Raw genomic sequence first — 20,816 nt, forward strand, 5'->3', positions numbered from 1 at the left:
ATGATTACTTGCGAAGAGCTCGTCAAAATATACAAAACGGATGATATTGAAGTCGTCGCCTTGAAAGGCTTGAACATTTCCGTTGCAGCCGGAGAAATGATGGCTATCATCGGCAACAGCGGAAGCGGCAAATCGACATTTCTGAACATTTTGGGTGGCTTGGACCGGCCTTCTGCAGGCCAGGTTCAGGTAGGTGAATGGAACCTGCTCAAAATTACGGATGAAGAGCTGGTAAAGTATAAACGTAAAACCGTAGGGTTCATTTGGCAAAATAACGCGCGAAACCTAGTGCCTTATTTAACCGCACTTGAAAATGTGGAGATGCCTATGATGCTTAGTGGAGATTATGATCGTGCATATGCCAAGCAGCTTCTGGAATGGGTTGGTCTAAAGGAACGCATGGGAAATAAGCTTCAACAGCTATCGGGCGGTGAGCAGCAGCGTGTTGCCATCGCCATATCGCTGGCTAACAAACCTTCGCTTTTATTGGCGGATGAGCCGACGGGTTCCGTAGATACAAAAACATCGGATATGATTATGGACATTTTCCGTAAGTTGAACCGTGAGCTAGGCGTCACTATTGTTATCGTTACCCATGATATGACGCTTGCCAGCAAGGTGGATCGTGTAGTTGCCATTCGTGACGGGATGACCAGCACGGAGTTTATTAAACGAAATCCGAATTTAGAGCAGGGCCAAATGGAATCTGCTGCAGGGTTTCAGGCGATGAACGACGTCCATGAAGAGTACGTTGTTTTGGATAAGGCCGGCAGACTGCAAATTCCTAAAGCGTACCTACAGGCACTGCAGATCGATACGAAAGCCTCAATGGAATTCGACGGAGAGAAAATCATTATAAGACCCCCTAAATCCATTGAATAGCCCCTTGAAGCTATAGGCAATGTTTGAAATGATGGCATTAACAAAATTGTTGGAGGGATTAACTTATGAAACCGTGGATAAAGAAATCGATGCTGTTATCCATTAGTGCCGGCCTTATGGTGCCTACGCTTGCGGCTTGCACTAAGACGAATGGAGCAGATACGAAGACAGAGAGAGTACTGCGAGTCGCTACAAGCTTCGGGTATGGAGACGATGAGTATTTTCGTCAACAGTTTACCGAAATATTCGAATTTGCCAATCCAAATATTAAAATCGAGATTATTCCGACTATGGATGATAGTTACCGCTACGGCAGAGTGGATCCGAATAAGAAGCCGGTAGATCCGATGGATAAGCTGAAGGAAATTATGCAAGGGGATAACCCTCCTGATGTCGTAATGGTTAGTTATGATCAGCTTCCCGATTTAATTTCCAACAATATGCTGACTCAACTCGATCCGATGATTACGAAAGACAAGTTCGACACATCGGATATGGTACCTGCGGTCATGGACGGACTAAAAAAGACGGGAGATGGCAAGCTATATGCGCTTGCTCCTACATTCAACTCTTCGGCACTCATTTATAATAAGCGGATGTTTGATGAGGCGGGCGTGCCTTATCCGAAGGATAAGATGACTTGGGATGAAGTGTTCGACTTGGGTAAACGCCTTATTAAAGGCGAGGGAGAAAACCGCAAAGCGGGATTTTCGTTCAGTACGCAATCCATGGGTGATCTGTTCTACTCCATGCAGATGTACACCGCTCCCCTTCAGCTGAGAATGTTCGATGAGAAAGGCGAGAAAATGACGGTAGATTCCGACCAATGGGAAAAAGTATGGAAAGCGATGCTGAAGCTGAAGCAGGATAAAGTGCTGCCTGAGCAGCAGGATCCTTCCCAAATGAAGGGGCAAATGATGAATGGAGGAGAAAATTTCAATCCGTTTCAATATGACGATTTCCTATCCAGTCGCGTTGCGATGTCCATCATTAACTATGGCCAGCTGAACCAAATAACGAATGCCAACAAAAGTGCACAAAATTACCCGAGCTTTACACCTATTGATTGGGACGTCGTAACCGTGCCTGTCCATCCGGAAGCGCCGGATGTCGGAGGATATATTGGGATGAATGGTATTATGAGCATTAATGCCAAGGCTCAAAACGTGGAAGATGCATGGAAATTCATCAAGTTTATTAACAGTGAGGACTGGGCACGTCTGAAATCGAGCAGCTCTTATAATATCGTAACTCGTAAAAAGTACATTAAACCGAAAGACGGCGTACAGTTCCATATCGAAGCATTCACAACGCTGACTCCGGCTCCTCAACAAGACTACAAAATTTATCGGGATAAACCGAATATCGGTCAAGTGCAGGATATTGGACGTCGTTTGTTTAATGATGTAGTGGATGGAAAAATGCAGGTGCGCGATGCATTGAAAAAGTGGCAGACAGACGGGGATGCCATGCTGCAGCAAATTAAAGAAAACCCGACAGGTCCAATGAACAACGGTGCTATAAGAATGATGCAAGCTGGTTAAATCAACCTTATTTCAATGAGATTTATTCTATTTTTCAGGGAGGCTAACAGACATCATGAAATTAAATAAGAAGACTACTCACATCCTGCTACTTAGCGCTGCCTTAACCTGGTGCACGGCTGTCCCGGCATTCGCCGACGACAGCAGTACACCTCCGGCAAGCTCGTCCAATGTACTGTCCACCGGCTCCGCCCCGGCTCTCGGACAAGTCAAAGTAACGGGCGACAGTTATTTTGAATTGAAGAATGTAACAATACTGCCGGAAAAGGGAAGTAAGACGGTTACTTTTACGGTAAGCGTACATAACGAAGGCAGCAATGATTTGCTATTTATCGATTATTGGCCTCATCTGAAAACCAAATCAGGAAATCAAATTTCCGTTCGTATTCTGCCACAGGATAAAGATAAAAATCGGATCACGCCGAAATCGGTTCAGGATATCAGCTTCTATGCTTCGGTTAATGAGACTACGGAGCTGACAGACCTTATCTTTGAATTCATTAAATGGGATTTCAGCCAGCCGAATTTTGAGCGGAGCATAGGGGAAATTGCCGTACCGGATACCTATTCCGTAGTTACTCCGATGAATGACTCACATATTATTAATATGGCGGGCACTGAGGTCAAGACTTCTATTAAAAAAATATTTATGACGAAGAATGAGAAGAATGTTACTCCTACGGTTGTATTGAATATGGAGAACGTCGGAAATCGTACCGCAGTCGTCCCGACTTACCAGTTTCTGATTCGGACTAAAGAAGGGTATATGTACCCGCTCGACGCTAAGAATCTGAAGGATCTAGCAATCAATCCGCAAGTCAACAAGGAGGTCGAACTGACAGGTTCGATCCCTGTAGGCGTAAGTACAGAAGGCTGGCAGCTTGTCATCATTCAAAATGCTGCGGATTTGAAGCTTAATTTGCCAATAGCTTATTACGAGCTGCCACAGGTATCCGAGCCTGACAGTGTGGATACCGGGGTAGAATACAAATTTACGAATAAAGAAGGAACGTATACGACGAAGCTAAATTCGCTTCAGCGTCTTCCTTTGGAAGACCAGGATATTCTTTCAGCGAACATTACACTCTTGAACAAAGGCGAAAATTCTTTACCGATTCCGGATTTAACGGGTCATTTCCTCTTGGATGATAAAGTGAAAGTAGAAGCGAAACTGATTCAGACGGATAAAGTGATAGGACTTCCGGTTGGTGGCACCAGTACCTTCCAGTTTGTAGGCAAAATGCCGTATACGTATCAGTTCTCAACGGTCAAGCTTGTTCTTCAAGAGAAGACCGGAGAAAAAGAGACGGAAGATCTGCTCGAGTTCGCACACCGTTCTGAATTAATGAACATGCAGTACTACAATGTTGGTGAGATGTATAAAAATGTGAATATCGGCAGAAATGCAAGCTATCAGGTGCGTAATGTAAAAACCTATTCAGGCGATACGGCGGATATATTTACCGTGCAAATGGAAACTGTTAACCTGGAGAAGCGTTACACCGATATCACGAAGCTTGTGGCCCAGTTTAAAACGGCCGATGGAGCCGTTTACCCGGCTACCGTGTCTGAAATCAAGAACAAGATTACACCGGGAGGAAAGGCCCTGCTTATTTTGTCCAGCACACTTCCCAAAGGGTTCCCGACTTCCAATATGAATGTGATGATTGGGGAGGCTGTAACGGATAATAAGTTTTCAACAAGTAAGGATACTCCGGATTCTTACGTGAACGCTGTAGGTTTCTGGCTTCCTTTGGAAAGCTTTGAGGTCAAGAATGACTTGATGAATATTGATCTGCTGCCTTATACATTATCAATTAACAAAATCAATACATGGCTTGACCGAGAGAAGCTTAAAGTTACCTTTAATTACGAATTAACTAAAAATCTTTTGATGGAGACCAATACGGAAGGTCGCAAGTTGGTCATCGGTCTTGAAGATGAGAATGGCAACAAATCGTTTACTCGTGAATTTGATTTCAAGGATTTTGATGCAGTAGATTCTTCAACGAATACAGAAACGAACAAGGATACCAAGATCCGTCTCGGTAAACGGGATAAGTTCGTTATCGAAGAGCTGGATCAGGATCTCATATTCCATCTCGAAACATTAAAAACCTATACACTTAATGTATATGACTCGTACCAAGGGCAGAAGAAACTGCTTGCTTCTCAAAAAATCGATTGGTTTTCCACTACAGACTAATATTGATAAGGATGAAACCGCCATTGACCGTGCATCTAAGCATAGCAAGGCGGTTTTTCTTGTCCCACCAATCAGGAGCAGCAATTTCTGAGAATAAGTAGCATTGCTGAGAACATGTCCAATTTATGAATATATGGTTAATTTTGTATTGGTAGTATTGACACATTTTACAAAAGGAATTATGTTATTATCGTTAACAACATTCTTAACGATAATAACTGACAGTGAGGAAACCCAAATGAAATTACCGCATCGGTCTTATGCAACCTTAAAGCAAAACATTAGCAACCATATGTCGCTCTCGTTCGAGGCTGAAGGGTTTAGCCCATTGGTTGGTAAAATATTTGCTTTCCTGCTGAGCGCGCCCAAACCTGTTAGTTTACAGGAGATGGCCGATGAGCTTGGCGTGACCAAAGCGGCCATAAGTGTACAGGTACGCACGCTCGAGAAGCACATGATGTGTCATAAGATTCCTACAAGCAATGACCGCAAAGATTACTACTTCATCTCCGACGATATCAGCATGACATCTCTGCAAGCCAACATACAGAAGATGAAGAGAATACAGCAACAGATTGAACATACATTACATATATTTGACCAGCTTGAAGGAATTGAGGACGAAGAGCGCTCTTCTCATGATGCTTGCAAAAGAAGATTTATCGAGATGCAGGCGATGTACGACATGTTCCTGAATCGATTGGATGGCTTGGAGGAGGAATGGAGATTAAGAAGAGAACAATTATTTCCTCAAATAGAATAAGGTCGATTAAAAGAAAAAAGACCTAAATTTGAGAAAAAAATGAAGGGGTAAAGCAAAACGCCTCGTCTAAAGGGTCAGCTAAAGTAATGGAGGAGTAGAGAGATGAATAAATTAACTCAGTTTTCAATGAAAAACATTACGGCCGTCATCATTATCATCCTACTGCTGTTCGGTGGAGGTATATACGCTGCCAGCACATTAAAGGTTGAGAGCATGCCGGATATATCATTCCCGGTCGTATTAGTGAACACTCAATACACAGCTCCCCCTAAGGACGTGCTTGAGGATGTAACGAAGCCGTTGGAGAAGGCGGTAGCAGGATTGGAAGGTCTGAAGAACTTGACTTCCACCTCAAGTGATAATTTTTCATCTATTGTCATTGAACTGGAGCAGGACAAAAAGCCGGATGACGTAAAGAAGGACGTAGAGAGCCTCATCGCCAACGTCAAGCTTCCACAGGGCTCAGAGAAGCCGAAGGTGCAAACATTTGGTTTTGCATCACAACCCGTATATTATTTGTCCGCATATGCATCTAACGGAATGAACCAAGAAGAGCTTGATAAAGCGTATAAAGATGTTATTCTCCCAGGCTTCAACTCCTTGAAAGGCATTGATCACGTTGATTCCATCGGCAATCAAGAGTCTGTGCTTACAATGAAAATGGACATCAATGCCATCAACAACTACGGTTTGACCCCATCTGGAGTTTCCTCTAGCATCAAAGCCGCTTTGCTCACGAGTCCTGCCGGTTCTGTCGATTTCAACGGCAACACGCAGATGGTTCGGGTTAAGAGCGATCTGAATTCCATTTACAATCTGGAAAATATGAAGATTACAACACCTAATGGCGATACGTTGCTTTTAAAGCAAATTGCAAAAGTCGAAGCAATCACTGAATCTACCTTCATATCACGGCTGAATGAACAACCGGCTATTGGGATTAACTTATACAAAACAAAGAATGCCAACGCTGTTGAATTTGCTGCCGATGCGGATAAGCTGATGGAGCAGTGGAAAAAGGAATTCCCTAACATTACGTTCTACACTATCTACAATAGCGCTACGGATATCAAAGAGTCGGTTAACGGCATGGTGCGCGAAGGCGGGCTAGGAGCTATTCTGGCATCCATTATGATCCTGCTCTTTTTGAGAAACGTAAGAATGACAGTAATCGTGCTCGTATCCATTCCATTATCGATATTGGTCACACTGCTTGTCATGGCTCCGCTTGGAATTTCACTCAATATTATGACATTAGGCGGTATGGCCATCGCAGTCGGTCGTGTCGTGGACGATAGTATCGTTGTTATTGAAAATATTTATAGTCAGCTGCAGAAAGCTCAAGAACGTAACGAATCTGTAATCAAGCTGGCAACCGCTCAAGTAGCTTCAGCTATTACCTCTTCAACGATTACGACCGTGGGTGTGTTTGGTCCTATTGCTTTTGTTGGAGGAGTACTTGGAGAAATTTTCCGTCCGTTTGCCATTACGCTGGTTGTAGCCCTTATGTCTTCATTAATTGTAGCGTTAACGGTTATACCAATGCTTGCTAAGCTGCTAGTTCTGAGAAGTAAACAATTTAAAAACCATGATGAAGAGCATCTTGGGAAATTTTCATCTGGATACAAAAAAACGTTGTTATGGTCACTCAACAATCGTAAAAAGACGGTGTTTATGGCCATTCTGCTGCTAATTGTAACGATTGGTGGTACTGTTCCGTTCTTGGCTGTATCGTTTATGCCAGAAAGCTCTACCGATAAGCTGATGCAGATTACGATCAAGATGCCCCGTGAAACCACCATTGAAAGTATGGATATGAAAGTGAAGGAAATCGAAGCGATGATGAAAGCTTCGAAGGACCCGGTAGGTGAACCGACATTTGTCTATTTTGATGCATTAATCGGTTATGATCAAGGTGAGGATCGCATCGCTTACCGCAGTTCCATGTTTGCTGAAGCCTCCGCAGCGACGGATGCCAAGCAGCTTGTAAAAGATTTGAAGGCAAATATTCTCTATATGCTGCCAAAAGGCTCTGAAGCAGAGGTTCAGCTTCTAAGCTCCGGCGGGCCACCTTCAGGTGGAGCGGATTTCTCGTATGTGCTTAAAGGCGATGATTTGCTCATGCTCTCTAAAGGTGCTGATTTGGTCAAAGACAAACTGAAAGAGTTCCCTACTCTCATTGATATTAAAGATTCCTTGAGCGAATCGAAAACCGAAGTAGAGATTAATGTGGATCAAAATAAAGCGCGTATTTACGGACTGTCTTCCGCTCAAATTAATGATTCGGTTCGCAGCTGGCTGGCCGAAGAAAAAATCGGTGATTTGAAATTTGATAACACCACGTTTAAAACGAAGATTATGCTGGACACGAATTTCAAGAACTCTGTTGACAAAATCGGAAGATTTCAAATCAAAACTCCTACAGGGTTAACAATCGACTTAAATGAAGTGGCAAAAGTTCGTCAAATAGATGCACCTGTAGCTATTACTCGGGAAATGCAGGAGCAGTACGTCAAAGTAACAGCTAAAATTGACAACGTTGATAAGGCGGGGATCAGCAAGCAAGTATCTGATGCACTGAAAACAGTAGAGCTTCCTTCGGGAGTTAGAACCGAGGTTAAAGGGGTTACTGACGACATTCAAGAGAGTTTCTCACAAATGTTTGTCGCTATGGGAGCATCCATATTTATCGTTTATTTGGTCATGGTCCTTGCATTTGGAAACGGAAGCGCTCCGTTCGCTATTTTATTCTCTTTACCTCTTGCTGCAATCGGTGGGTTGTTAGGACTTTTAATTACCCATGAATCGGTTAACATAACTTCTCTTATCGGATTTCTTATGCTTATTGGTGTCGTTGTAACCAATGCTATCGTGTTGGTCGACAGGGTACAGCAGCTTCGAGAAGAAGGTCATGAAGTGAAGGAAGCTTTGATTGAGGCGGGAATGACACGTCTGCGTCCTATTATTATGACAGCGGGAGCAACTATTATTGCATTGCTGCCACTAGGATTGGGATTGTCTAAAGGAACATTAATTTCTAAGGGCCTTGCCGTTGTAGTTATCGGCGGTTTGACCACATCCACTTTGCTTACCTTGATCGTCGTTCCAGTGGTATATATCATGATCGATAATATCAAGAAATGGTTTGGACGGATGTTTAATAAAAAGAAAACCTCGGTTGAAGCGAACGCTACTTCCGCGGCAAATTAATAGGGACTACGGAAAAGGAGAATGAGCCATGAATCCGACATTTGCTAAATCTATAAAACAGAGCACCAAAGTTATGGGTGCTGTTGTAATCAGCTCGGCGCTTATAGCCGGTTGTACTTCCAAGCCTGCGGCTCAACCTGAGGCCAATGCCGCGGAAGTGCAGATTAAGACGGTTAGAACAGCCAAAATCGAAAAGAAAAAAATCGGTGACCCGCTGGAACAAGTTGCTGATGTAGCTTCATCCATTCAAGTCGATGTCATTAACAAAGTGGGCGGAGATATTCAGGAAATATTGAAGAAACGTGGAGATACGGTGGAAAAAGGAGATGTCATTTTCCGAATCGATCCGACCGATGTACAGCTGCAAAAAGAAAGAGCTCAAATCTCTTTAACCGGAAGTCAACAACAGATGAGTAAATCCAAGGAAGACTTGGTGAATTCCAAACAAGACCTTCAGAACGGGATTACGAAGCTGGAAACATCCATCAAGGATACGGAAAAAAACTATAGCAAGATGCGTAATGACTACGATATGGGACTGGTGACTAAATTTCAGCTTGAGCAAATGGAAAGCCAGCTGAGCAACCTTAAGCTTGATTTGGAAAGCTCAAAAGCGAAGCTGAAAACATTAGACACGACAAACTCGCTGTCTCAATTGGAGCAGTCTCTTCAATCCTCCGAGCTTTCGATTCGGGAGGCAGATCGTACTTTGTCCAATATGGAAGTGAAAGCTACCGTAAGCGGGGTGCTCACGGATCTTCCGATTGAGACAGGTATGACATTACAAGCGGGCTTCAAGGCCGCACAAATCCAACAGCTGGATCCGATCAAGATAAAAGCGGAACTCACTGAAGATGCGGCGAAGATGATCCGAGGTAAGCAAGAGCTCACTTTCTACGTGCCTGGTTCAACCGATAAACAAGCCGCTAAAGTCAGCTATCTTGCTGATGTGATGAGTGCACAGACCAAATCTTATTCCCTGGAGCTTGAAGTGCCGAATGCGGACCGTAAGCTTAAGCCGGGAATGAAGGCTCAAATATTGCTTTCCGATGAAAAAGATCAAGTCGTTGTTACCGTACCAACCTTGAGTGTTGTGCGGGAGGGCGGGGATACCTTCGTATTCGTATTAGCAGGTGATTCGGTAGAAAAACGTAAAATTCAACTGGGCCGTCTGAATGAAGCGGAGCAAGAAGTGCTTTCAGGTGTTAAAGAAGGGGAGCAATTAGTAATCTCCGGACAGAATCAGTTAAAAGACAAAGAAAAAGTACAACTCGCGAAATAATCCCACGAACTGGAGGAGAAACCAAGTGAAAATGAACTGGAAAAAGACAGTAACATCCGTCGTCATTACTACCTCACTCATGACAACAAGCTATGCCGTTTTTGCTGAGGAACCGACTGAAACTACTACGCAAGCAGCTGCGGCTGCTTCTTACACCCTAACCGATTCGCTAAGCGTTGAAATGAAAAGTGTATTGAACGAGCATGTCTTAGAAGGAACTCGAATTGGTGTTGTTGTTCGTATGAAAAACAGCAGTGGAGCTATTACAAGGGTTCCGGAATATGAGCTCCGTGTTAAGACAAGCGATGGGACGGAATACACGCTTCAACCAAGCGCCTCCAATCCAAAGGCTATCCAGCCAAGAACCAATACGGAATTGAGCTACATGGCTGTCATAGACCGCACAGATAACGTTATGTTATCGGAAGTGAACTGGACGGATGTCGATTACTATGTATACCCGAAAACGGAAACGTTAGTCGTAGCGGTACCGATCAGCGGCCAATCATGGAAAGGCAGCGACATGGCGATTACAGATCCGCAGGCAGTCAAGAAGTGGGGGGAAACATTCAAAATCACCTCCATCATTTCCCCATTGGAATACACTCCGATCCATATTGAGAAGGAAATGACGGACACTGGTACCGTTCAAGTCGTACAGCTGTTAGTTACGAATCCATCAGAGGGTAGAGAAACACTGCCTGACTTTACGTTGGATGGCAAATCCGAAACTCAAGTGTATGCCGGCAAGAAAATCGAGCAAGATGAGATTGTATTGGAAGCGAAAGAGCAAAAGTATATTCACTTTGCAATCTCTACGGACAATGATACCGTACTCTCGAGCATTAATTTGCTGACGCCAGAGAAGTTTGCGCAGTCCGCAAGCGGGGCTCAACCGACATTAGTCAATTATAATGTAGGACGGTTGAATATATTGCTTCCGGCTTCAAGTACAGGAACGGTTTATCCGGTTTATCAAATGGGTTCTGCCATGAAATTTGATAGCTTGAGTGATCTGATTCATCCGAATATGCAAGTATCTATGGTAGAGTTCCATATGGATACTAATGAAGAGGAAGGCTCCAAGAACGTTACGGCCAAGTTCAGACTGAGCAACAACAGTGACATGCCTATCGCTGTTCCTGTATTCCAGACGGATCTGGTGAGTGCTGACGGCTTTACTTACAGCGGTAATCGCCAAAACATCACAACAAAAAGTGTTTTGCCAAACTCTAGCTTAGTTGTTTCCTACTCCTATACGCTTCCGACGTCTGAGCAAGGTAAGGGTCTTGCCTTAAAAATGTTGGATACTCAAAAAGCAGCTCCTTATAAAACAACGATTGCTGCTTACAGCGTAGTACTTCAGCCGGATGAGCCGGAGAACGAATTCAAGGTATATCCTTTCGGGGCAAAAGTAACCTACTGGACGATATCGCCAATTTTCAATCGTCTTGGCAATTCTTTGACTTATTCCTATAAAGCCAGATTTGATCTGGAGCTGACTCGAGACGAGCAGGTACAGGTAGACCCAAGCTTTTCCAAGCTGCAATTCGAGCTTTATGACTCTGTTGGTCGCTTAATCGGTACCACTACCGGTAAATTTATCGGAGCTGGGCGCCTTGTTACTGGAGAAAATAATATTATATTCGAATCTACAACAGAGCAATTGGAGCGTCCGCTGACGATTCGTGTTTATGAATTATTTACAACTCAGGCTGGAGATTCCAAGCGTCTGCTGGGAGTATTCAAGCAATAATCATGCACTTATTTATTGTAATCAAAAAGAAGCCAACTCAGGGTCGGCTTCTTTTTTGTTGCACGGAATATAATTAATTTGTAGGGTCAATGAAGCATTTATTGGAGCTGAAATGAACGGTTCTTATGCCAAACTCCATCTTCCTTTTGTTGTAGCAGCTCAACTTGATTGATAGTGCAGCGGAGATCTAAACGGCTGCTTCTTAGGCTGGATAGCACATCGTGCAGCTCATCATCCCCAAGCCCCTGGGCTACAGTCACATGGGGTGTGAATATATATTGCGAAATTGGAGGAGTAAGCCACTCGTTATGAATAGCATGATACAGCTTCTGGATGGGGGCTGGATCGGAAAGTGCCATATAAACCACATTATTAACCGGATAAAATGAGGAGAATCGGTTGAAATGCAGCGGAAATCGTTTTAAGGAAGATAAAACATGTTGAAGATGTGTCGTAACCGATTGGACCTCTGATTCGTTCCATTGATGGCTGCTATGAATGGTTAGATGGGGCTCTATAAACAGATAATGGGGGTCATATCTTCGTCGGAATTGATTCGCAAACTCTTGCACTTCTTTGGATGGAAAGACGGCTATGCCATACATTAAAATCCCTCCTTAGAGTTTTGCTTTAGCAAAACTTACTTCGAAAGCATAGGCTGTGTTTTGCTTTAGCAGAGCAAATATTGAAAGCGTTTGCTATATACTCTTATTATATCTCTGTTCCGCCATATTACCAAGTAGAAAACAATTTTCACGACTCTTGAATCAGGAAAAAACCAATAATCAAATAAGGTTGCATCTTTTTGGATATGCTACATAAAGGAAGCTGGAATATCTTCATATACAATTGGACTTTGACGTAATCGGAGTGAGTAAAATGAACTGGGTGTATTGGGCTAAATTATACGAAAGCAAATTTCAAGCGGGTTGTCTTGCCAAACGGATGGAAGAGGACTGGTGGATTTACGGGTACGAATGTCCTCAGGAAGTAGAGGTTTATCGCTCCAAAAAGGGACGTTTTGGAGTCAGATATATAGTATAAAATTTTTTGTTATATTTTTCTTGACAACTCTTCTATCTGTGTTGTATTATTGAGTTCGTCGCTAAGACAACTAACCAACTAACGCGGGGTGGAGCAGCCCGGTAGCTCGTCGGGCTCATAACCCGAAGGCCGCAGGTTCAAATCCTGCCCCCGCAACCAAAATTTCACGTGGGCCCTTAGCTCAGTTGGTTAGAGCGGTCGGCTCATAACCGATTGGTCGGGGGTTCGAGTCCCTCAGGGCCCACCACCATAGCATTTTGATCGTGGTTTAACTTGTTTGCCGGAGTGGCGGAATGGCAGACGCACAGGACTTAAAATCCTGCGGGGGCGACCCCGTACCGGTTCGAGTCCGGTCTTCGGCACTACAATCATTCATTAGCGTACATAACGAATCTCGTATGTTTCATGCTTAAGCGTGAATCATACGAGATTTTTAATTTTCGCGGATGGGGATGTACCACTATGAAAAAAAGAGGCTTCACTAGAAGCCCCGCATGTCCCTATACAAATCGATCATACTTTCTCGTTATTGTATTCCATTCTTGAGTCAAGTCTTATGGTCCATAGGAGACTCACTGGATCATATTGAATTTGAGGCTTGTCTTTATCGTAGAACCAATACTTTTGTAGCGGCTGACCAGGCTTTTCGATGAAATAAAACAGATTAAGATTCCAAATGTTCGCTTCCAGCAACGCGACTGTTTCAGGCTCAACCTCGTTAACGGTAAACACCCAACCGCCTTCCTTTTCTTCTAATGAAAATACCTTCCTTCTCCCGCTTACATCAAACAACATTCGGCTTCCAACGGCATGTTTGATATAAAAATGAGTCTTTGGCATTTCAGTCATTGCGTATACCCCTCCCAATAACAGGTTTATCAAGGTAAATCAATTAGCAGTAGTGTTGCGCCTTGCTCCGTACGTACCTCTAAATCGGTTAGATCGGTAATTCTAGCCGCGTCGCGACGATTCAGGTGATAAGATCCGTTTATAGAAAGCGATCCCTCAATAACAAACACATAGATTCTACGGCCCGATTCTTGCAGGAAAGAAATGGATTGTCCAGCATCCAAATCGGATAGATACATTGTCAAATTTTGATGAATGTGAGCGATGTTCGGTCCTGATGCGTCAGAGACGATAGGGAGCAACCGGTTTTTCATTTGAACGGGGTCGTAGCTTGTTGTTTCATAAGAAGGCTGCAATTGACGTTCGTTTGGTGTGAACCATATTTGCAGCAGTTCTACATCCTCATCCCCTGGATTGACCTCTGAATGAATAATGCCTGTTCCTGCGGTCATCCGTTGAATGCCCCCGAACCCGGTAACGGCCTTATGACCAGTACTATCTTCGTGCTGTAATTGACCTCTCAATACGATGGATACGATTTCCATCTCACGATGAGGATGAGCACCAAAGCCGCGGTGGCCTGCAACTACATCGTCGTTAAATACGCATAACGGTCCGAATTCAGTGTTTTCAGGGTCGTAGTAATCTCCGAATGAGAAGCTGAAGTTGCTCTGAAGCCAACCATGATCTGATGAGTAACGGGACGCTGCGGGATAAATGTGAATCAAACGGATCACTCCTTTACAAAATATAGTTCCTTATCTTTAGTATATAGAAAGGTGCAGAGATTTTCAATGATTGTATTCCTGTTCTATTTTCGATAATATGTACCATGATTGCTTTTGAATTTCCAGCAGTAATACATAAAGGAGGAATACGATATGGCAAGAACAAAATTAGAACATGTTGGTATTATGGTATCCAATTTGGAACGCTCTATTGCTTTTTACCAAGAAATCGTAGGTTTGACTCTAAAAGATACTCTTATACATTCCAACGGCGTTATGCGACTTGCTTTTTTGGGCTTTGATCAAGCTGGAGAGACTGAGCTGGAGCTGATTGAGGGATATAATGACAGCTTACCGTTAGAAGGCAAGGTTCATCATATTGCGTTCACTACAGACGATGTAGAAGAAGAATTCGCTCGTATTCAAACGTTGGACGTTAAGCTTATTGATACGGAAATTACGACTCTCCCTAACGGGTCCCGTTATTTCTTCTTTCATGGGCCGGATGGTGAATGGATAGAATTTTTCCAATCAACACGATAAAACCTATTAACCTTGATATGTTATACTAGAACAGCTGGTTTTTCACAAACCGCAAGCAACTAAGAGGAGTGAAAGACCTTGGCTAAGCAAGCAAGAATCGAAGAGATTCAATATTTACGAGGATTTGCCTTTTTAGCAGTTGTACTGCAGCATTCCATTGGCCATTATGCTTATTTACCCGAAACGGGATTGGAGAATGGCGCGGTGCTTGCATTACTGCTAATTGCAGCTAAATTTGCGGTACCCATGTTTATTTTTATTACCGGGCTAGTCTTATTCTACAATTATAGAGACAAGGTTCCGTTCGTGCCGTTCGTACGCAAAAGGTTCAAAGATATCATATTGCCATATATTATATGGTCTACCGTTTATGCAATCTTTTTCGAAGAGACGGGAACCAAGATTTGGATAGAGTGTAAGCGAATCTTGCTTGATTGGTTTACAGGAAAGGCCTCATATCATCTTTGGTATGTCGTTATGAGTATTCAATTGTACTTGTTGTTTCCAGTCGTTCAGAGGGGCGTGTTGTGGGTTTGGAATCGCTCTAAGCCTTGGATGCTGAGAACGGGTTTTGTTCTTCTTTGTCTATTTTACATTTACTTGACGGCGGAAGTTGGGAATATTGGATCTTTCTTTGAAGGGTTGCATATCCCGGTCATCACACCACTTTTCACCGAGTATGCGGATCGTAATGCACTTTATTTCTTTATTTATTTTATTATGGGTGCCGCAGTCGGTTTGAATTTTCAACTATGGAAGCAATGGATGATGACAACGAAATGGCTATGGATCAGCTTGTATCTTATTTGTTGTGTTGTTCTTTTCTACAAGATCATGAGAAGCTTCCAAACTAGCTCCGGTTACGTTATTCAGTACAATTATACACTCTTGCTCCAGCCGTTTATGGCGCTGTTCCTGCTGTTATCTGTTATTGCTATGAGCATAGCAGCGGTGGTGCTGCATGAAGGAACGAGCACATGGCTTTGTCAGATTTTCAGTTACTTGGGTAAGCATTCGTATGGGGCGTACTTAGCGCATGCCCTTATGTTAACGGTCGGAACTGATTTGACAGACCGATTGCTACCTGGAGGGAACATTTCCGTGCGGACCGTTGCGGCCTTTGTAATTTGTACTTTGCTATCGGTTCTGACTGCCGTAGTGTTAAGCAAGTTCAATGTCGGTAGATGGACCGTCGGGGCTCCTGCACCGCGCAAGCCGGTTAATCAAGCAAAATCACTATAGAATTGGAACAACATTTGTTGAGGTCGTGATCTCGTTAGGGGAGCACGGCTTTTTTTCTTATCTGGAAATAAACTTCACAACATTTACCATTGAATAGAAGAGGTGCATTTTGATTATAATTAGAACATATGTTCTATTGAAGGGGTGGGGTGGATGATTTTGAAGGAGCTACAACGATACACCGGTCGGCGAGTGAACATGATTTACCCGGATCGTCATAATAAGTTGACGCAACGTCGTGTTATGATTCATTCAGTTGATAACGTAATGTTTCGAGCTTATTGCTTCGACCGTCGCGCGCCCAGAGTTTTTGCAGTTAACAGGGTACTGGCCGTGTTCCCTTATACTGAAGCAGCAGCTCAATTGTGAAAATAATATTCTTCTGCTCGCTGTAACGGGTACAATCCGACTGCCGCCTACATAGTATACATCAACCCAAGTGTTGAGGTGAGCGCTATGAGTGGAAAAAAAGTCAAAAAGAAAAATACCCCTGTCTCAAGCATTGATAAAAACAAGTTTAACATGAAAATCGTGACCTCGGATGTGTGCAGCCGCTGCAGAAAATGCGAACGTGGACTCCGTTATTTAGAGAAAATGTCCCAGCCAGGTGCGGTCGGTAAAGGTGTGCCATGTATTCTCACGAAGGGAAAAGCTTATGTCTAAACGAAACAGGTGAGGGGGTCCGTGAACCGCGGGCCTTTTTTGCTGCGAGAAAGATAGGGTGCTTTTTACAAGGGAATAGGTTTATAGGGAAGCTTTCTATCAAAGACTGTGATAATATGGTAACAGTGCAATTGCAGGCAATCCAAGACATCGGAGGAATTCTGAATGGATGAAAGAACTTTAAGACGTGTAGTGATGAACACTCCTTTTTCTTATCCGTTAGTGGAAGGAAATGTGTTAAATACCCGGGTAACTGATCCGCGTCTCAAAACAAAATGCTGTTACTTAACGGTCGTTACATTAAGCGAAGACTGTGCTAAAGAAATTTTTATTAAGCCGGATGCCAGCTTTATTGTGACTCAAGCTAAGTATCAGTATGGAACATTTGAATTGAATGTTGCACGAGAGATTGAAGGAGATTCCGTTGACTACAAGGATCTGGAGAAGTATGTGGGGAAAGAGCATATGGAATTGATCGATAATCGTTTGTATTTTTACTTGCATAAATCTCTTTCTAAGTTTTAAAAGTCCTACATAGGTTCGCATTAGGAATGATGGTGAGAAATAGCGGTCGTAATGCACATAAATACATAGTAACACCATCGAAGAACTATTATTCTAGGTCAAAAGATAGGCTTATTCCTTCTAAGGGAATGAAGTCTATCTTTTTTTTGCGAATTTATATGTAAATCATTGACTACGAACAAATGTTTGCTATAATAGATTTATAGAACTAGTGTTCCTATTTTTGAGAGGGGTGTATGCTATGAATTCGACAAAAGTTAGATTTATTGAACGTGACTATTTTAGAACGATGATGGTAAGCCATAGTAGTTATTTAAATGATAGTCAAATCGAAAAAATCCTTGATACGGCTGATACGCATTGGGTTGATCTTACTTTTAAATTTTTCGATGATGGTTCGTTAACTATTATCGATAATGATACGGATCTGCATATCCCTCTCAAGGATCTTAGGGGAGCCGCTTATGATTTTTACGTGAGACAAAGAATTAGTATGATACGAACGAATCTGGAGAATAAAATACTTCAGTCTGCGTAAACTTCCTTCTTACTACCATTTTATTTGTAATCCCAAATGAGCTATATTAAGGGAACGACATAAATAAGGGAGTATGAACGATGATGGATACAGGGTTCAGAGTCAGACTTAAGCAGCTGCGGATGCAGCAAGATATCTCATTACGTAAGCTTGGTGAAAAAGCCGGTGTAAGTTATTCCATTTTAAATTCTATTGAGAATGGGAGATTCCAGCCATCTAGAGAGACGGTAATCGCATTGGCTCATGCATTGAGATACGAGCCTATTACAGAATTATTAGTTCTTTCAGGCTATGTTGACGAGGTTTGAATGGGTCGTTAATACTACTTAATTCGACAAATTATTCCAAAGTATAGTATAATGGTAACGGGTATAGAGAGAGGAGTGTTCCTATGTTACTTATTTGGAATTTTATCGGCTTGATTTTGCTATGTACAATTCTTTATTTGTCAATAAAAACACTTCTGCAAAAGGTGGATTAACAGCACAGATGGACAGCAAACGAAACATCTCCTTATTTAAGACAGAAGATCAAGAAACGTTAAGACTCAATAGACTTATGCGTGAAATTAAACGTATGATGAACAGTAAGCAAGAGCAGGGCACCTTAAAACGTTTTCTGCATTATAAGAAGAAACCAAAGACGAAACCACAGGGATGGTCTTGAAAATTACATATAGATTGGAAATGAAGTTCTTAAATCAATAATTTGTGAATGCGGTTGATATAGTCAATGGCATTCTTTTTTTGTTCCTCATAGGAAAAAGAAGTCAGAAACATGCTTTTGGAATTGGAAAAATAATGATAAAATTGTAAAGATATATATAGGGTGTATGAGCAGACCATGGCGGATTTTCCCGAATGTAGATGAAAGCATTCCAATTCCTGCATGATAAAAAGAGGTGTAGTAGATTGAGAATGGCGTTTACTGTCGACGTAGAGGATTGGTTTTGCAGCCCGGAATTGACGCTCGATGAATGGGAACGGTTAGAATTAAGAATTGAGCGGCCGATTTATCAAATTTTAGATCTATTGGACGAACAGAATGCCAAAGGGACTTTTTTTGTATTGGGTTGGATTGCGGAAAAAAGACCTTACGTGGTCAAAGAAATAGCCAGGAGAGGTCATGAAATCGCATCGCACGGATACTCACATCGGTTGGTTTACCAACAGTCGACAACCGAGTTTAGAGAGGATATACGGAAGTCCAAACATATATTGGAGCAAATTACCGGGATGAAGGTTGACGGCTATCGAGCGCCCTGTTTTTCCATAACCGAACCTGCACTAGATATCTTGAGTGAAGAGGGCTTCTTGTATGATTCAAGCGTAATTCCAAATACATTGAATGCGTTGTATTCCAAATTTAATTTAGCTCCTTCATTGCTTACTCCGTTCAAAATAAAAGATAATCTGTGGGAAATTCCTATGCCGGTTTTGAATGTAGGACGAGTTAATATCCCTTGGGGTGGAGGCGGTTATTTTCGAATCTATCCGTATCGTATGTTTAACCGAGGAGCCAGAAGTATCATTAATAATCAGGGTTCTTTTATTTTCTATACCCATCCATATGATTTGGACGAAGGGCAACCGCAAATTTTTAATACTTCCTGGATTAATAGCATTAGGCGCTACTACGGATTGAAGCATACAGCTATGAAATTGCGGCGCTTAATATCTCATTATTCGTGTACCTCTATTCGTGAATATCATTCACACATTTTTGAGGGGAAATAAGCAGTTATGGACATAAGACATGAGATTTTGTTGAATGAGGGGCTGCTGCGAAGTGTAACCGCTATCTATTGCAAGGAATTTGGAATAAGTAGATTTTCATTACAAAGTCCGGATGAGGTAGCTTTGCAAGCTTTGGCTGCCAACGGCGTTCTTACACCAGATTTTAAGCTCCAAGACTATCGGTTTGGTTACACCTGTTATGAATATTATCGCCAGACTATAGAGCCTGATTATTTTGACAGGCTGTTACTGAAGGAGTCTGTGGATCGGAAGTACATTTTGGATTTATGCTGTGGAGGTGGAGCTACAATCCATACTCTATTACAGCATCGACCTCAAGTTATCTATGGAGTAGATTCTGACGAATACCAAATGGAGCTGCTTCACTCCTTTTACAGTAAGCTGGAGAGCCGTGGCACTAAAGTTGTAACGAAGGTTGACGATGCTCATACGATCCCGTTGGACGACCAATCGGTTGATTTCGTTATCTGCCGAGTAGCTTTGCAGTACTTAAATGAGGAGCAAGCCCTGCGAGATATGAAACGTGTGCTGCAGCCCCAAGGAAAGCTATTTTTGCTTGTTCATGGCCTAGGGTACATCTATGATTATCTTTTTACTAGAAAAGGAGTGTTTCGCAAGCAGCTTTTGAGCTTTATTTTGCAGAAAAGGGATCGATACAGTACGTCAGCTCAAAATGGCCGTTCAAGAGCTCATGTTCTTACTATTCGTCGAGTAAAAAGTATTTTGACTGCGTTGGGATTTGTGAATATTCAGCTTTATACGGACAGGGAAATGATGAGTTTAGGATGGTTTCCTGTTTACTTTGCTATTGTTGCTGAGCGTAAAAATGTTAGTATAGGAGAAAAGCAATGAGTTGGTTAAGATTTGAAGGAATCGATCCGGAGGAGCAAGGGTTTTGTATAGACGGAGTTCGGTATGAAGGATGAAGGGGAAATCACATGATGGAACATGTATAATCCAACCTCAATGCTACTAACACTCTTTAATTCGTATCAAATTAGTATCAATAGCAGAGGATGGTTTCACCAAAACCCTATAGAAAAAGCAAAAGAACCTTGATTCCTCAAGGTTCTTTAAGTATGACCTGTGCTGGGTTCGAACCAGCGACCCCTACCCTGTCAAGATAGTGCTCTCCCGCTGAGCTAACAAGTCTTATTATATTGTCCGCTTCGTTAGCGACAAGTAATAATATACCAAGATGTTTTATCAATGTCAACTGTTTTGATTAAAAAAATATGAATAAGCGGCTTCATAGTATTATGAAGAAGTTTGCAGCACGCAGAA

Annotated in this window: 20 protein-coding genes and 4 tRNA genes; 20 read left to right on the top strand and 4 right to left on the bottom strand. The window is 42.5% G+C overall.

Features of this window, described 5'->3' with window-relative positions; translation table 11 throughout:
• The 7 genes from BP97_RS0112130 (at window position 1) to BP97_RS0112160 (ending at window position 11,643) form a co-directional block, all read left to right on the top strand.
• A complete protein-coding gene (locus tag BP97_RS0112130; RefSeq protein ID WP_028549345.1) occupies window positions 1-882 on the top strand; it encodes an ABC transporter ATP-binding protein in 882 nt (293 codons plus the stop codon).
• Window positions 883-947: 65 nt separating this feature from the next.
• Window positions 948-2,426, top strand: a complete 1,479-nt coding sequence (locus BP97_RS0112135; protein ID WP_028549346.1) for an ABC transporter substrate-binding protein — start codon at window positions 948-950, stop codon at window positions 2,424-2,426.
• Window positions 2,427-2,481: 55 nt separating this feature from the next.
• Window positions 2,482-4,632 carry a hypothetical protein gene (locus BP97_RS0112140; RefSeq protein WP_028549347.1) on the top strand — a complete coding sequence of 717 codons (2,151 nt, stop codon included), beginning with the start codon at window positions 2,482-2,484 and terminating at the stop codon, window positions 4,630-4,632.
• A 238-nt stretch (window positions 4,633-4,870) separates the two neighbouring features.
• Window positions 4,871-5,395: a GbsR/MarR family transcriptional regulator gene (locus tag BP97_RS0112145; protein WP_028549348.1), complete on the top strand. Its 525-nt coding sequence runs from the start codon at window positions 4,871-4,873 to the stop codon at window positions 5,393-5,395.
• A gap of 102 nt (window positions 5,396-5,497) precedes the next feature.
• Window positions 5,498-8,605: an efflux RND transporter permease subunit gene (locus BP97_RS0112150; RefSeq protein ID WP_028549349.1), complete on the top strand. Its 3,108-nt coding sequence runs from the start codon at window positions 5,498-5,500 to the stop codon at window positions 8,603-8,605.
• 28 nt (window positions 8,606-8,633) lie between these two features.
• Window positions 8,634-9,887, top strand: coding sequence for an efflux RND transporter periplasmic adaptor subunit (locus BP97_RS0112155; RefSeq protein ID WP_028549350.1), 1,254 nt, complete (start codon window positions 8,634-8,636; stop codon window positions 9,885-9,887).
• A 31-nt stretch (window positions 9,888-9,918) separates the two neighbouring features.
• Complete coding sequence (locus tag BP97_RS0112160; protein ID WP_051620535.1) at window positions 9,919-11,643, top strand: hypothetical protein; 1,725 nt, start codon at window positions 9,919-9,921, stop codon at window positions 11,641-11,643.
• Window positions 11,644-11,741: 98 nt separating this feature from the next.
• On the opposite strand, the gene BP97_RS0112165 is transcribed toward BP97_RS0112160, so the two are convergent.
• On the bottom strand, window positions 11,742-12,248 hold the full coding sequence (locus tag BP97_RS0112165) for a 2'-5' RNA ligase family protein (protein WP_036745754.1): 507 nt from the start codon (window positions 12,246-12,248) through the stop codon (window positions 11,742-11,744).
• 274 nt (window positions 12,249-12,522) lie between these two features.
• On the opposite strand from BP97_RS0112165, the gene BP97_RS40670 reads away from it, so the two are divergent.
• The 4 genes from BP97_RS40670 (at window position 12,523) to BP97_RS0112185 (ending at window position 13,049) form a co-directional block, all read left to right on the top strand.
• Window positions 12,523-12,687 (top strand): hypothetical protein, encoded by a 165-nt coding sequence (locus BP97_RS40670; RefSeq protein ID WP_179135985.1) that lies wholly within the window; start codon window positions 12,523-12,525, stop codon window positions 12,685-12,687.
• 82 nt (window positions 12,688-12,769) lie between these two features.
• Window positions 12,770-12,846: transfer RNA gene (locus BP97_RS0112175), tRNA-Met, on the top strand.
• 11 nt (window positions 12,847-12,857) lie between these two features.
• A tRNA-Ile gene (locus BP97_RS0112180) sits at window positions 12,858-12,934 on the top strand.
• A gap of 32 nt (window positions 12,935-12,966) precedes the next feature.
• Window positions 12,967-13,049, top strand: a tRNA-Leu gene (locus BP97_RS0112185).
• A gap of 151 nt (window positions 13,050-13,200) precedes the next feature.
• Here the strand turns inward: BP97_RS0112185 and BP97_RS36030 are convergent.
• Window positions 13,201-13,536, bottom strand: a complete 336-nt coding sequence (locus BP97_RS36030; RefSeq protein WP_051620526.1) for a hypothetical protein — start codon at window positions 13,534-13,536, stop codon at window positions 13,201-13,203.
• Window positions 13,537-13,565: 29 nt separating this feature from the next.
• Entirely contained in the window at window positions 13,566-14,264 is a 699-nt protein-coding gene (locus tag BP97_RS0112195; protein WP_028549353.1) for a pirin family protein, read from the bottom strand.
• 153 nt (window positions 14,265-14,417) lie between these two features.
• On the opposite strand from BP97_RS0112195, the gene BP97_RS0112200 reads away from it, so the two are divergent.
• The 9 genes from BP97_RS0112200 (at window position 14,418) to BP97_RS0112245 (ending at window position 20,384) form a co-directional block, all read left to right on the top strand.
• Complete coding sequence (locus BP97_RS0112200) at window positions 14,418-14,807, top strand: VOC family protein (protein WP_028549354.1); 390 nt, start codon at window positions 14,418-14,420, stop codon at window positions 14,805-14,807.
• A 78-nt stretch (window positions 14,808-14,885) separates the two neighbouring features.
• On the top strand, window positions 14,886-16,049 hold the full coding sequence (locus BP97_RS36035) for an acyltransferase (protein ID WP_051620527.1): 1,164 nt from the start codon (window positions 14,886-14,888) through the stop codon (window positions 16,047-16,049).
• Between the two features lie 456 nt (window positions 16,050-16,505).
• Window positions 16,506-16,712, top strand: a complete 207-nt coding sequence (locus BP97_RS36040) for a hypothetical protein (RefSeq protein WP_036745756.1) — start codon at window positions 16,506-16,508, stop codon at window positions 16,710-16,712.
• 165 nt (window positions 16,713-16,877) lie between these two features.
• Window positions 16,878-17,237, top strand: coding sequence for a hypothetical protein (locus tag BP97_RS0112220; protein WP_028549357.1), 360 nt, complete (start codon window positions 16,878-16,880; stop codon window positions 17,235-17,237).
• Between the two features lie 241 nt (window positions 17,238-17,478).
• Entirely contained in the window at window positions 17,479-17,775 is a 297-nt protein-coding gene (locus BP97_RS0112225; RefSeq protein ID WP_028549358.1) for a hypothetical protein, read from the top strand.
• 80 nt (window positions 17,776-17,855) lie between these two features.
• The gene (locus BP97_RS36045) at window positions 17,856-18,083 is read left to right on the top strand and encodes a helix-turn-helix transcriptional regulator (RefSeq protein ID WP_036745757.1); all 228 of its coding nucleotides are present in this window, start codon (window positions 17,856-17,858) and stop codon (window positions 18,081-18,083) included.
• A gap of 181 nt (window positions 18,084-18,264) precedes the next feature.
• The gene (locus tag BP97_RS40995; protein WP_231506283.1) at window positions 18,265-18,441 is read left to right on the top strand and encodes a hypothetical protein; all 177 of its coding nucleotides are present in this window, start codon (window positions 18,265-18,267) and stop codon (window positions 18,439-18,441) included.
• 251 nt (window positions 18,442-18,692) lie between these two features.
• On the top strand, window positions 18,693-19,511 hold the full coding sequence (locus tag BP97_RS36050) for a polysaccharide deacetylase family protein (RefSeq protein WP_036745782.1): 819 nt from the start codon (window positions 18,693-18,695) through the stop codon (window positions 19,509-19,511).
• Between the two features lie 6 nt (window positions 19,512-19,517).
• The gene (locus BP97_RS0112245; RefSeq protein WP_028549360.1) at window positions 19,518-20,384 is read left to right on the top strand and encodes a class I SAM-dependent methyltransferase; all 867 of its coding nucleotides are present in this window, start codon (window positions 19,518-19,520) and stop codon (window positions 20,382-20,384) included.
• Window positions 20,385-20,612: 228 nt separating this feature from the next.
• On the opposite strand, the gene BP97_RS0112250 is transcribed toward BP97_RS0112245, so the two are convergent.
• Window positions 20,613-20,684: transfer RNA gene (locus BP97_RS0112250), tRNA-Val, on the bottom strand.
• Window positions 20,685-20,816 lie beyond the last annotated feature (132 nt).

It is taken from the genome of Paenibacillus sp. UNC451MF (genome assembly GCF_000686845.1).
In the GTDB taxonomy this organism is placed as follows: Bacteria; Bacillota; Bacilli; order Paenibacillales; family NBRC-103111; genus Paenibacillus_S.